The organism is Paenibacillus sp. FSL H8-0079, assembly GCF_037991315.1.
Taxonomy (GTDB): domain Bacteria; phylum Bacillota; class Bacilli; order Paenibacillales; family Paenibacillaceae; genus Paenibacillus.
On the sequence record NZ_CP150300.1, the window covers coordinates 3773536 to 3785751 of the forward strand.

Here is a 12216-nt window from a genome sequence, read left to right on the forward strand (position 1 = left end):
GGTGATTCCTCCCCAAATTTTAATATACTTCCGGACAGTCTTCGCCTGAAGGACTGAAGAAACAATGCGCTTTAAAACGTCCTGTATTTTGCTGGTCATACCACGTTGCCGGACACTCGGCCACAGGTCGGAAGAACCACAATGAATTGCTGGCTGGCCAGAAACGCTCTCCATTGATCACCCGTTGTGCCAGACGAATCTCGGACTGTCTTGCCCGCTGGTAGAAGTAACCCTTCTGTGTGGACTCATAGCCTCCTGGATTCTGGAATACCATACGATTGATGTCGCGAATATCCTTAAAGTCCAGACAATCTACCAGTACCCGGTTCACACTTACATTGCCCACAAGCAACATACCCTGTTCGCCGTCACCTTCAGCCTCCGCCCTCATCAGCCTAGCCAATAGCTTGACGTCCTCTGAGTTGGCTTTAATAACAGCCATATTCTGTTTCCTCCCTTGTTTCAGCTGTTCATCTCCGTACATCGTATTGTGCAGGAGCCCATTCGGTGACACGATTCCATCTTTTTTCCATAAAAAAAAGCCCGGAACCTCACCCAAGGTGAAGTCCCAAAGCAACTTATTTCTTATATTACTCGCCTGTTCAGGGCTTGGCTTCAATCCAATAATCATAGGCATGTACAATATTGCCCTGGTACGCCTGATATTCGGCCAGCAGATCGGGAAGCTTAGCAAGCTGAAGTTCCATCTCCGCTGCCCCCTTCTCATAAAATGAAATATGAGGACCTTCGTGGTTCTCCTTCATTTCTACCGAAATCATCAACCTTTTCCCTAAACGATCGGCGATCTCCATCTCCTGACTCACAACAGCAGCGATCCCATTGGAACCTTCGGCGTTGTTACGGAAAGCCATCAGTGACACATGATCGAGTGTACCAATCATAAATTCCGTCACAGACATGTCTTTACCCGGCAGCGGGAAGGTATCCAGCCATATGGCAAGATCTGCACTTGTTTCGAGATCACTGTCCTTCTTCGTTTCTTCCTGGAAAAATGTAATGTTCGCAGCCCATTCGGTCAACAGGGTATTCCGATTGTTCTCCCAGTCCGGCAAGGTATAAGGCTCAATATCCAGATGGATGCCTTGAAATTGTTCATCCGGCTCAGATTCAGCATTATAATTTTTCACATAATCAATCAAGCGCTGAATCCTTGGACGATTTTCCTTCTTGCCCCAGATCGGGTGTCCACCCATCGCATGAATTTCAATACCTTGAGCTCTGGCTCGTTTCACAAAACTGCGGTAACTGGAATAGGGTTGATCCAGATCCAAGCGGACATACAACCAGTTAATATTTTGCTCTCTCGCAAACGCTAAGATGTGCTCCCCTCCGTCGTTCGTCACCTGAGAGGCCTCCCAGATATACGTTCCCCGAATCTCTGGCTGGTTGGATGGAATCTCCGGTGATGGCAGTTCCGACGGCTCCAGTTGTCCCCAGTATACAATGTCATGTACAGCAGAACCGGCGTAGGAAGTATGCTCGCTGAATGCGGAAGCAACTTCTTCAATAACACTTTCCAGCTGCGCTGCCCCTTTACCGGCAAATGTCGTGAACTCCTCGCCAGGCATGGGCTTGGTATTCAACCCAACCGTGACGCTCGCATTGCTGGCATCAGCCCAGTTCAGTTCCTGTTCAATTAAACGTATGATGCCATTGTTTCCTTGCGCATTATCACGGTAAGCTAGTAAAGTGACATGATCCACTTGTTCAATAAACCAACGTGACAATGGTTCGTTATCTGCATCCTCAGAAGTTCTATTCCCTGTGACGGTGTACGAATCCAGCCAAAATGGCAGGTCAACATTCACAGCAACAGCGCCACCCTGTCTCACTTGCTCAAATAACAGATTCATATTGGCCACCCAGGATTGAACCAATGGCTTGGCATCTTCTTTCCAGGCTGGTAACACGTAGGGCTTGATATCCAGATGTATGGCATCAAATCGCTCATTGGGCTCAGCTGCCTGATTGTAGTCACTTACCCACGAGGCTAACCTAAGCATGGGGCCTTCACGCCCACTGACCGCCCAGGATGGATCGCCTCCCAGCGCTTCAACCGCAATACCTGCACGGCTTGCTTTGGCTATAAACGTCTGGTATACCTCCTTGGACAGCGTCATGTCTACATTCACGTACAGCCTGTTTATCTTATGTTTAGCTGCATTGGCCAGCAGCTCATCTCCGTTGCTAACAGACTGCGCCTGCCATACCCAGGCCGCCCGTATATCCGCGCCGTCTGCTTCAGCAGGTGACTCATTCCCTATCATTATCATCCCTCCGATCAGCAGTAACAGCCAAAATACCTTCCGGGATTGTTTCCCGAACATATACTCCCTCCATTCCTCTACTGTTGTAAAATCACATTTATTATAGCAACCGAGTTATTAAAAACAAATAAGCCCAAGTGCTTAACTTGGGCTTATTACTCTTATATTGGGACAGCGCAGGGCTCGCCCGGCTCGATCCCGGTTCTAGTCCTCATATATCATTTTTCGGGTCATGCCTCCATCAATAACGAGGTTGGTCCCTGTGACAAAGGTATTGCTTGGGTCAGATAAATATAGACAAGCACGGGAGATATCCGAAGGAATACCCACACGACCGGAGGGATGCTGTTCATGATCCTCCTTTTTCAGTTTCTCCACGTCTCCTGTCTCAATCCATCCCGGACTGATACAATTGACCCGAATTTGGTCTTTGCCCAGTGAGACCGCCAGCGCATGCGTCAGAGCTACAATCGCACCTTTGGATGCGGCATAGGCTTCGGTATCAGGCTCAGACATCAGTGCACGGGTAGAAGCCATATTGATAATGGCACCGCCGTGTTCATTGCTTTTCATATGTTTGGCTGCTTCCCGACTCGCCAAAAAGCAACTTCTCACATTGGTATTGAGTACATCGTCCCATTCTTCCAGCGTTAGCTCATAGGGTGATTTCCATTTTGCAAGTCCTGCGTTGTTCACCAGAACATCAATTTGTTTGAATTCCTCCACGGTAGTTCGAAAAAGATTCGTAATATCCTGCTCGCTCCGAACATCACATTGAACAAAGATGGCTTCTCCGCCTTCATTGCGAATGGAAGCTGCGGCAGCCGCACCCTCCGCTTCCTTATGGTCAGCAAGTACGACTTTAGCCCCGGCGACCGCATAAGCCTCGGCCACACTGCGTCCTATTCCCTGAGCGGCACCGGTTACAACAACGACCTGATCTGTAAATGACATATTCATTTCCTCCTCTATGGTAATGATCCTGCGATCAAAATTTCATTAAGCCTCTCCTTATATAAAAACACGTTAGGCCCATTAAGAAACGCTTGTCCAGCAAATAATCAAAAAAAGCTCACGCCATCCTGGCGCAAGCTGCTCGGTTTAACCGCGTAGGCGTTCGGAATATAAGCGATTATATCGCTCGAAGCCTATGTAACGCGTTCCTTTGAACGAGAGCCGTCCTTCATCCCCCTCAGCGCACAAACCATACTCTTCGCCATTGACTTTGAATTCGAGCCGATCTCCACTCTCTACTTCAAAGGTGACGTAATATAAGGTTCGTGCTGTACTGCCTGGTTCGGATTGCGACTGACTCGTCTTCATCCGTCTGCTGGTGATTCTTGAAGGTACGGTCAACAGTGGCTCTGAGTTGTTACGCCCCCACTTCCATACTTCTTTTCCCATCGACAGAAGGACTATACCTATAAGCAGAACAAATACAACCGGAAAGACGGTTCCAAACAAATCAAACATCCAGGATGATTCAATGCCCATGTCTCTCCCTCCGTTCATACAACTTAGGACAGCCGGAGTCTTGACCCGTCTCCTGTAATGTATATGCGGACGTACACAGAACTTGTTAACCCGATTAAATATTTGAGCAATTAAATCTGCACTGGATGTACGACGATATATGAGTTTTGACAAAAAGGTAACCAAGATCTCCATAACGCGTTCAGTTCACTAATGCTGATTTTTCGATTGTAATATTCTTTATCACAATTCATCTTGTGATCTAACGATTCAGCCAAGTAAAAATGCGTTTCATCATAGCCAACGACGGGAACAAAATGCAAATAACGTTGTTTGGGATGTACTCTAATAAATATAATAACGGGTACCCCTTGGCTAATCTGCTTCTTCAACGTATTCACATTCCCACGTAAGTACATTGCCTGATATCCAAGCTTTCTGAAAAAAACAACGACCGCTTTGGGATATACCGTCCCATCCAGTAATTTGCGAGGATAGGTTTCATAGAGCTTTGTCCCGTTGGACTCCACCCCGAAATGTCTCAAGACGAACGCACTGGAAAATGCAGCGCATTCATAGTTTTTCTGAATATCCAATCGATTGGGAGATTGAATATAATAAGTGCTTGGCACCTTGACGGTGTACATCCGATCTATCTTGGGAAAACTGAAATAAAGGGAGATCACCCAGAGGATAATCAACCAAAGTAATACATTGAGAAACAATACGTGACCTCCTTCACTTCATCCTGATGTCTTTTAGGTGTTCATTCCTCGCACCAGTTTTTTAGAACCCATTCTTTAATCTGTTCAGCTACTCCCTCTGCTGTAAGTTCTGTCGTATCAATTGTCGGCATTTCCGGAGCAAATGCAGTTTTCGAATTTTGGATTAACCAGTTGGCAAAATTCTTGTGATCTTCGATCGAGTTCTCATCCCATCCCCGTGACTTCAACCTCGCTTCACGTGTGACATCATTACAATGTAAGTTCATATATAGAATCCGATCAAATCGATCTTTGTAATCGGACGATGCAATGTTTTCCGGTACCATCGTTCCACATAAAACAGTCCCTCGTCCACTTAGCGATATGCTATACGCAATCCTCAACCAATTTTCTTTGGCAATCTGCCAATCCACGTTATCGATGATATCCATATCAAAGACATCAAAATCCGGAAGTAAATTGCGAACAAGCGCAGAGACCGTCGTTTTTCCCGTTCCACTTGCGCCTGTCACTATAAATAAAGGTAATTTGTTCATGTGAGTCCTCCAATAAATAAGTCAGTTTCTAACGTTTTCTCGCTTTAATCACAGTTGACAATCAGCTAAGATTAACTCACCCTGACAAAAGTCTGGAGATACCGCATACCAAGATTCATCAACTATCTCCAGAACATCACTTGTTACCTTCGTTGAAATATGTAATCTCATTTCCAGTAAGTAAGCTTTTAAAGCCGTTCTTGTAATAAGGCATAAGCTCATCTGCCTGTGCTATATCCAACCATGCTATCTCAGAAATTTCGTCCGGTCTTGATATCTCTTCTCTCCCTCCGACGATTTCGGCTCTGAATGTGATAAAAATGGCATGTTCCTTGATTTCTTCAAATTTACACTCATTGATTGCTACAATGCCATGAACTGTAACATCAAGTCCTGTTTCTTCATGGGCTTCCCGAATTGCTGCTTGTTCCCATGATTCATCGGGTTCAACAGCTCCGCCAGGCAGCGACCAGCTTGAACGTCCTACATTTCTTACCGCAAGTACTTTAGATTTGGATGAATTCGTTAGTAATGAGTAAACTACATCGACTCGTTTCATTGTTTGAACTTCCTTCCTGGAATTGACCTTCAAATCTTTTTCGTTCATCATGACTACTTAGAACCTGCCTAACTTATCAATTTTTTGTTATTTTCTATTGATTGTTCTTCTATATATTTTTTAATAATCATTTCTCCTTCAGTTGAATTCAAAAATTCTCTTATCTCATTCCCTTTTGATTTTTCCAGCGAAGTAGATTCTTCTCTTTCAGTTTTAAATCCAAGTAACATTATTGCTATTCCTAGGCTAATTAAAGTGAAAAAATCACTATAAGTATTCACCTCTTTAACAGAGATAGCGACCTTTATATTAGGCAAAACGATGATAGCCATCACTGCACATCCAAGAAACAATGGGCGAAAATTAAATAAAATCTTGCTTAGTTTCAAACCGTTACTTGCCATTATTCTTTTAATCACAAATTCCATTAAGTCATATAGGATAAGAAAAAATGCTGCTATGGATATGTATAACAACCACTTACCAGTCACATTAATATAAGGAGTTAGTCTTAAGATTGATAAAATAATGAAGCTAACTCCAGCCACCTTAGTGAAGGTTGCGTTCAATGTAATTCCCCCTATTGTAGTTTTGGTCAATTAACAAATACTTATAAAACATTTAGATGAGGATACGCTTCTAGTGAAGCTTTTAAATATTGTTTTTATCACTAAACTCAATACAAAAAGGTTGCAGCTCAGGCTTTAAACAGTACTCTATCCTTTCTCTGAAGTTTTTCCATTCGACTTTTAAAATTGCTTCTTCGATTGGAAAGAAACCAGAATCTAAACTCTCTGATGATGTGGTTAATTCTCCTCCTATTGGTTTTGCTAAAAATAACGTGTTGCATATTGAATTTTCGATATTTTGAAATATTCCACAGAATTTGATGATTTCAATGTCGATTCCGGACTCTTCTTTCGTTTCTCTGATCGCAGCTTGACTTAAAGATTCCCCCTCTTCTACTTGACCACCTGGCATTTCCCATCCTCTTCCTGGTCCTCTAATAAGTAATAATTCGTTTTTTTCGTTTATGACGATTGCAGCGGCAGATACGATATGTTTTGGAGGGCTCATTATTTTACTCCTTCTTTGACAAAGCAAGTGTATAGTTCTTGCCATCATAGTTATTCACATTTTCAATGTGTCCTTGTAAATGCCTATAATAACGTTCAGAACTTTCATTATTCCAATTCCAGAAGTGCGCACCATTACATATAATCAATCTTTCAAACCATCTCTCAAAATTCATATCTACCTTAATTGCGCTATCAACGAATAACATTTCAGTCCAATACAAATAGCTAGAAAATCGATCAATACATTCATTCGTATTTAAAAAAAGCATATCTCCATTATCCGAACCTATTGGAATCCAACCCTGCGGTATCATGCTAACATAATCATAATCAATGTATACCTGCCGAATCATGTTTAAGCTATACAACTGGATCCCACCTCCATAAAAGGGATGCTCGAATAAATCTGCTCCATTATGACTTAGTAAAAAAGCTTTATAGTCCCAAGGAATAACTAAATTAAACTCTTCAAATAAAGAATCGATCTCCTGATTTGATGAACCCGGATAAAACGTAAATTTTGCAGGCTCACTGTAACCAGTTGAACCTTGTATTAATAATGAATTATTACTATCTAATCTTTTCTTCAACCCCTCTAGAGTTAACTCAACTATATTGAAAACTTCCGAAGATTCCATAAAATTCATCCTTTCTACTATTTCCCGCCCTTTTAGATAAAGCCCTCTATAAACTATTCCTTATGCCAATAGAACGTATAGTGTGAATACTGTTGAAAACCTAATGAAGTATAGAAAGTACTATCAGAAATAACATATGCTTTTCAGCACCTAAAGAGTTGCCGATAACATTTCCTTTTGCTTACTCATCGTATAGTCATCAACAGGTACAGGTCCTTAATATGACGACGGTTATCTGAGGAAATTTCAATCAAGAAATCACATACTTGTTCATAATAAGACTCATCGAAATTTCTAAAGTCAATTTTCATTTTTATCCTCCACAAATTACAATTGATTGTTACGTCAAAAGAATAATAACGTTGCTTACGGCTCTAAAAGTACAAATCCCATCCCACAATAAAAGCAGCAAATAGGAAAGCAGATATGCCAGACATGATGTATACCGCCTTTTGCTTTTTACTGTAACTTCTCTTCATCAGTTTATAGAACATCAAGACAAGGTACGCCACAGCTAGAATCACATAAACCAGGTTTAAGGTGAGATGTATCCGTAATGAAGAATAGGGGGCAAAGCCTAAGGCACGCATGAACAATAATATCGTATTCAAAATTAATGCCAGACTGGCAATATTAATGGCAATATGATACTTATCAAATCCTGTACCTGGTCTTTCCCAGTTTTTTAATTTGTATTTGGATAACCGAATAAAATAACCAATTGTAGCTCTCATACTGAGTAGCATGGCTACTGCAAGAGCAATAAAAGATGCTTTGATCCCGTTTATCGTTAAGTTGGATACGGGCAAAAAGTCATTATAAGACATAGAGACCTTCTCAACAGTGCCATTACGCTCAACAACATTTGCAAAATTACTAAGGTCAAATGTGGTATAATTCTGCAGACTTAACATCGAATATGCTTTCGTAAAGCCGGAAACGACCCGTCGCGCAGGCAGATAATATCCTCCACTCTCAGATTCAATAGAATTCGTGCTGAAACTACTTCCAAACACCTTCTGGACAAGACCAACGCTATAAGCCATTTCATTTGACTGGTTTGTCATGACCACTAACCCGAAATTAGACTCCCGATCAAAAACAAATCTACTTGAAAATCCCGCCGTACTTCCAGCGTGTTCTAGTGCAGGCACCCAGTACTCTACCTCAAAGAAGCCATGCGCAATTCGAGGAGTAGAAGTCCCATCGTAATATAGACTAGTTGACAGCATCTCGTCTAACGTGGCATTGTTCTCGAACAATAAATTGCTACCATCCACAGGCATCAAGGCTGCGAGAAATTTAGCTGCATCCTCTGCGGTGCCAATGGCGCCCCCTGCAGGGTATAAGCTTATGTATGCTCTGTTCTTAGGAATGAGTTTCAGATTCGTAGTGTAGCCTTGAATCTCATTTCTCCTTTTCAAGACGTTTAGATTATCATACTGTGACGGGTGAATCGAAGTGTCTCTCATATTCAATGGTTTAAATATATGTTCATTGACATATTTGTAAAAGGGTTGTCCGCTTTGCACCTCAACGATATAAGCAGCCATAGCCGTACCATAATTTGAATAAGCAACGACACTCTCAGGTTTATCGATCTGCCTTGGTTCAAATTTTTGTAAAGCTTCTTCTAAATCCAAGATGTCTTTCTCGGATGAATACCATAAATCGATCAATATATCCTCCCATCCTGAATTATGATGCATAAGGTTCAATAGGGTAATGGGAGCATCGTATTCAAGCTTCTTTAGAAAACCTTCCGGCAAATATTCCTGAATATCGGTATGCAAATCAAGCTTTCCCTGCTCGACAAGTTGCATCATACTCGTCCAGACTAATAGTTTAGAGGTTGAACCCCATTCAAATACAGTAGAGATGTCTGCCTTTCTCTGTTGCTCAAGATCTGCGTATCCATAGGCCTTATTCACAACAGTCTCACCGTTCTTGATAGCTACAACCGAAACGGCGGCGGTGTTCTTCTGATTAGTGGCTACATATGAATCAATCGTTTCCTCTAGCGAAGACAACGCAATCCTGGAGGGCGTTGTCTCCACATTCTCTACCTCAGCGTACACAGGTACAGCACACGTCACAATAATTAATGCGAGTACCAGAACACCAACGATTATTTTATTAAGACCGTGATATCTTCGATCAATCTGCATTAGCCACTCTCCTTATCTTTCTCCTATAGTTTTCGTGCCTTTATCACAAAGGTTACAGGGAGCATCTTTGCTTTATTGGCAAAATCATCATTTTGCAGTTGCATCAATTCATCATCAGATTCCTCAATTAGCTGCTCAATGACAAATCCCGCTTTTGCCAACGCATTCACATAGGTTGATAGTTTACGGTCCGATAATGCTAGCGTACTTTCGCCAAGAGTTACCGAGTACCAAGATTCATCAAAGTAACATTTTTCAAAAACAAGTCTATCCTCTTCTGCAGCAACACATTTGTGTATAGGGTGAGACTAACTAAAGATAAATACGCCATCCTTCTTAAGATAGGAAGCAATCTGGAGAAAAGTCCCTTCAAGATCCGTTGTCCAGCCGATCGCATAAATCGAATAAACGATGTCAAAATAATCCTTGGGTATGCCACATTCTTCTTCCATAGGTGAACAGATTAAGGTCGCTGAAAGACCACACGACGTCAAAAGCTGTTGTGTCTTTTCAATTTGATTTTCCGATAAATCCGTTCCCCATAGTACACTCGCCTGACGTTCTCCCAAATACCGTAAGGATTGGCCGCTCCCACAGCCTATTTCCAATACTTTCTTTTCCGAGATATCTCCAAAAAGATGGTGTTTTTCTTCGGAGACAAATGCTCCATAGAGCGGAAGTGCTGTCACTCCTAAAACATCATTTCCTTCGGTATTCCAAAACAAGCCATTGGTTTCATGAATACTTCCTTTATCCATGTCGACCGAGATGGCATGAACCTGTCTACCGCCGATCATGTTGGTTCTAACTGTAGTACTCTTCTCCATGTCATCATCCTCCAAACAAAAATTCAATAGAATTAATTCCACATTTTGAGTAAATTACCTTAATTATTTCTATAATAACCCATGCTGCAATATTTGCGTAGTACATTTAAAAGCGCATACATTTCTCTCCAAATCAAAAAGAACCCTCCCTCAGGAGCGTTCTCCGTGAATGATTAGCCTAAGCGTACATCAAGTCCATAAACCCGCGAGTTACATCTCCACCTTCGGCTGGTTCGGGCTGATCTGCCTGTGCGTGTTCTGCCATGCAAGCCTTCACTGCTTCCTCTGTTGTACAACGATTGGCATCGTCACATGTGTAGCATAATTGAAGCATATATCTGGTTAAGTCATCCGCCTGCGTGAATTGAGTTTGACCGTTGGTTCTCATCTTCATCACTCCTTCTCTTGTTGAGTTAAATATATCACCTTCCAGTGGATTTATTTGTGATTTATTTCACAAACTAATTAAAAAAGAAAAGAAACCCTTAGGCCCCTCTCCTTTCTCCTATCTATTCACATCGATAACACTCTACGTTTATAGTACTTTCCAATGTACACCGCCATCTACCGTTTGCAATAACAATGATCTTTTGGCATCTGTATTTTCAACCAATATCCAACCAAGCTTGGAGGTAACCATCTGAATCTTCACAATCTCCGGATAGTCTTCGAGAATTTTTTCCAGTACACTGCTTGCAGGAAGAGAGCTCCATGTTTTGCCTGCATCCTTGGTGTGGTAGGTTATACCCTTTTGCATCGCCCAACCTTCCGATGCATTCAGGAATACAGGTGAAAGACTGCGATTCGCACCCGTTTGTTTGTTTAAAGTGAAATTGGACAGCATCCAGCTCTTTCCGCCATCGGTTGTGAAGAATCCATTGAATGTCGTACTCTCCCCTTGAGAACAGGACATGGACATCCAGGCCAACTGCGCTTCACGTCCAAAAAATTGTGGTGAACTGACACTGAAATTACCACACCCGTTGAATTTGTTTCGATCAAAGAAAGATGGTCCTGTATCCCAGTTCTCTCCGCCGTCTGAGGTCACATACAACTTCGGTGTACCGAACTCAATCGCGGTCAGGAAACCATGCTTTGGATCTGAGAAGGTCATACCTGTTGTGTATCCACGTCTGGAAATCTCTTCTGTTTCCTGTTTGCCATCTTCGTCACTGGATGACATCCGATTCCAAGTGATTCCACCGTCCTCGGTGAAGTACAGTTTCTTGTCCTGTTTACCAATAGCGGTATCCACCGTGGTGAGAATCCAGCCTTTTTCAGGAGATACAAAGGAGATCGCGGTCACTTTATCCGTCTTGGACAGAGATGACAGACTCCAACTTACCCCTCCATTGTTGGTCCGAAGCACCATGGTGTCTGTTCCACCCATGCCTTCGCGAACAATCCAACCATGCGTACGATCTACAAAATAAATGCTTTGTCCATATTTAGGGTTAGCCGGAAATTGTACATTTTCCGAAGGCGAAATATTGGTCCAGGTCTTTCCCTGGTCCTGTGTATAGTACAGTCGCAGCGCATTCCGCGTTACACCCCATGCCAATCCTCCGTTGTCATTGAGCAACTGAAAATCGGTCAACCGGGTCTGTATTTGGTACTTGGCCATATCCGCAGATTCTGTACTGTTGACAGGGGGAACGACGGTTAATGTCTGCCCTGTATTCCCGGCATCCTCCTGTTGTTGCGGAGGCTCTGCTTCCGGAGGTTGATCTGAGTCGGTGCATGCAGCCAGTAAAGCTGCTATACCTATAGACAGCAATGCTGTCTGCGCGATTTTGATCCATTGCGAACGCAAGTGGGTTCCACCTCTCTCATCCAATTTACAGGCGCGCATGCCTGTCTTATGGCGTTTTATTTACGATTCATCAGAATCCACTGCTCCTATTCTACCACAAACCTTGTGTA

The 12216-nt window shown here is 42.6% G+C and carries 13 protein-coding genes and 1 pseudogene; all 14 read right to left on the reverse strand.

Going from position 1 to position 12216, the window contains the following annotated elements; all coding sequences use genetic code 11:
- Positions 1-19 precede the first annotated feature (19 nt).
- The 14 genes and pseudogenes from MHI06_RS16720 to MHI06_RS16785 all read right to left on the reverse strand — a co-directional run bounded on the left by MHI06_RS16720 (position 20) and on the right by MHI06_RS16785 (position 12106).
- Positions 20-442 (reverse strand): cell wall hydrolase, encoded by a 423-nt coding sequence (locus MHI06_RS16720; protein WP_076217086.1) that lies wholly within the window; start codon positions 440-442, stop codon positions 20-22.
- A gap of 160 nt (positions 443-602) precedes the next feature.
- On the reverse strand, positions 603-2288 hold the full coding sequence (locus tag MHI06_RS16725) for a hypothetical protein (protein WP_340398506.1): 1686 nt from the start codon (positions 2286-2288) through the stop codon (positions 603-605).
- A 204-nt stretch (positions 2289-2492) separates the two neighbouring features.
- Positions 2493-3242, reverse strand: a complete 750-nt coding sequence (locus MHI06_RS16730) for a glucose 1-dehydrogenase (protein ID WP_169480980.1) — start codon at positions 3240-3242, stop codon at positions 2493-2495.
- A gap of 147 nt (positions 3243-3389) precedes the next feature.
- Positions 3390-3782, reverse strand: coding sequence for a DUF2500 domain-containing protein (locus MHI06_RS16735; protein WP_169480981.1), 393 nt, complete (start codon positions 3780-3782; stop codon positions 3390-3392).
- Positions 3783-3892: 110 nt separating this feature from the next.
- On the reverse strand, positions 3893-4486 hold the full coding sequence (locus MHI06_RS16740; protein WP_340398507.1) for a C39 family peptidase: 594 nt from the start codon (positions 4484-4486) through the stop codon (positions 3893-3895).
- A 41-nt stretch (positions 4487-4527) separates the two neighbouring features.
- Positions 4528-5022 carry an AAA family ATPase gene (locus MHI06_RS16745; protein ID WP_340398508.1) on the reverse strand — a complete coding sequence of 165 codons (495 nt, stop codon included), beginning with the start codon at positions 5020-5022 and terminating at the stop codon, positions 4528-4530.
- 136 nt (positions 5023-5158) lie between these two features.
- Positions 5159-5581 (reverse strand): NUDIX hydrolase, encoded by a 423-nt coding sequence (locus MHI06_RS16750; protein WP_169480983.1) that lies wholly within the window; start codon positions 5579-5581, stop codon positions 5159-5161.
- Between the two features lie 68 nt (positions 5582-5649).
- Positions 5650-6150, reverse strand: a complete 501-nt coding sequence (locus tag MHI06_RS16755) for a hypothetical protein (RefSeq protein WP_340398509.1) — start codon at positions 6148-6150, stop codon at positions 5650-5652.
- Positions 6151-6232: 82 nt separating this feature from the next.
- Complete coding sequence (locus tag MHI06_RS16760) at positions 6233-6658, reverse strand: NUDIX hydrolase (RefSeq protein WP_340398510.1); 426 nt, start codon at positions 6656-6658, stop codon at positions 6233-6235.
- A 4-nt stretch (positions 6659-6662) separates the two neighbouring features.
- Positions 6663-7298 (reverse strand): SMI1/KNR4 family protein, encoded by a 636-nt coding sequence (locus MHI06_RS16765; RefSeq protein WP_340398511.1) that lies wholly within the window; start codon positions 7296-7298, stop codon positions 6663-6665.
- Between the two features lie 374 nt (positions 7299-7672).
- Positions 7673-9466: a serine hydrolase domain-containing protein gene (locus tag MHI06_RS16770; protein WP_340398512.1), complete on the reverse strand. Its 1794-nt coding sequence runs from the start codon at positions 9464-9466 to the stop codon at positions 7673-7675.
- A gap of 23 nt (positions 9467-9489) precedes the next feature.
- Positions 9490-10293, reverse strand: a pseudogene (locus MHI06_RS16775) (class I SAM-dependent methyltransferase).
- Between the two features lie 178 nt (positions 10294-10471).
- The gene (locus tag MHI06_RS16780; RefSeq protein ID WP_278294679.1) at positions 10472-10681 is read right to left on the reverse strand and encodes a hypothetical protein; all 210 of its coding nucleotides are present in this window, start codon (positions 10679-10681) and stop codon (positions 10472-10474) included.
- A gap of 147 nt (positions 10682-10828) precedes the next feature.
- Positions 10829-12106, reverse strand: a complete 1278-nt coding sequence (locus MHI06_RS16785) for a YCF48-related protein (protein WP_340398513.1) — start codon at positions 12104-12106, stop codon at positions 10829-10831.
- Positions 12107-12216 lie beyond the last annotated feature (110 nt).

What these genes read in the sequence shown, in the direction of transcription:
- MHI06_RS16750 (WP_169480983.1), bottom strand. Translation starts at nt 5,581, where the DNA reads ATGAAACGAGTCGATGTAGTTTACTCATTACTAACGAATTCATCCAAA.
- MHI06_RS16765 (WP_340398511.1), bottom strand. Translation starts at nt 7,298, where the DNA reads ATGGAATCTTCGGAAGTTTTCAATATAGTTGAGTTAACTCTAGAGGGG.
- MHI06_RS16770 (WP_340398512.1), bottom strand. Translation starts at nt 9,466, where the DNA reads ATGCAGATTGATCGAAGATATCACGGTCTTAATAAAATAATCGTTGGT.
- MHI06_RS16725 (WP_340398506.1), bottom strand. Translation starts at nt 2,288, where the DNA reads ATGATAGGGAATGAGTCACCTGCTGAAGCAGACGGCGCGGATATACGG.
- MHI06_RS16760 (WP_340398510.1), bottom strand. Translation starts at nt 6,658, where the DNA reads ATGAGCCCTCCAAAACATATCGTATCTGCCGCTGCAATCGTCATAAAC.
- MHI06_RS16720 (WP_076217086.1), bottom strand. Translation starts at nt 442, where the DNA reads ATGGCTGTTATTAAAGCCAACTCAGAGGACGTCAAGCTATTGGCTAGG.
- MHI06_RS16735 (WP_169480981.1), bottom strand. Translation starts at nt 3,782, where the DNA reads ATGGGCATTGAATCATCCTGGATGTTTGATTTGTTTGGAACCGTCTTT.
- MHI06_RS16745 (WP_340398508.1), bottom strand. Translation starts at nt 5,022, where the DNA reads ATGAACAAATTACCTTTATTTATAGTGACAGGCGCAAGTGGAACGGGA.
- MHI06_RS16780 (WP_278294679.1), bottom strand. Translation starts at nt 10,681, where the DNA reads ATGAGAACCAACGGTCAAACTCAATTCACGCAGGCGGATGACTTAACC.
- MHI06_RS16730 (WP_169480980.1), bottom strand. Translation starts at nt 3,242, where the DNA reads ATGTCATTTACAGATCAGGTCGTTGTTGTAACCGGTGCCGCTCAGGGA.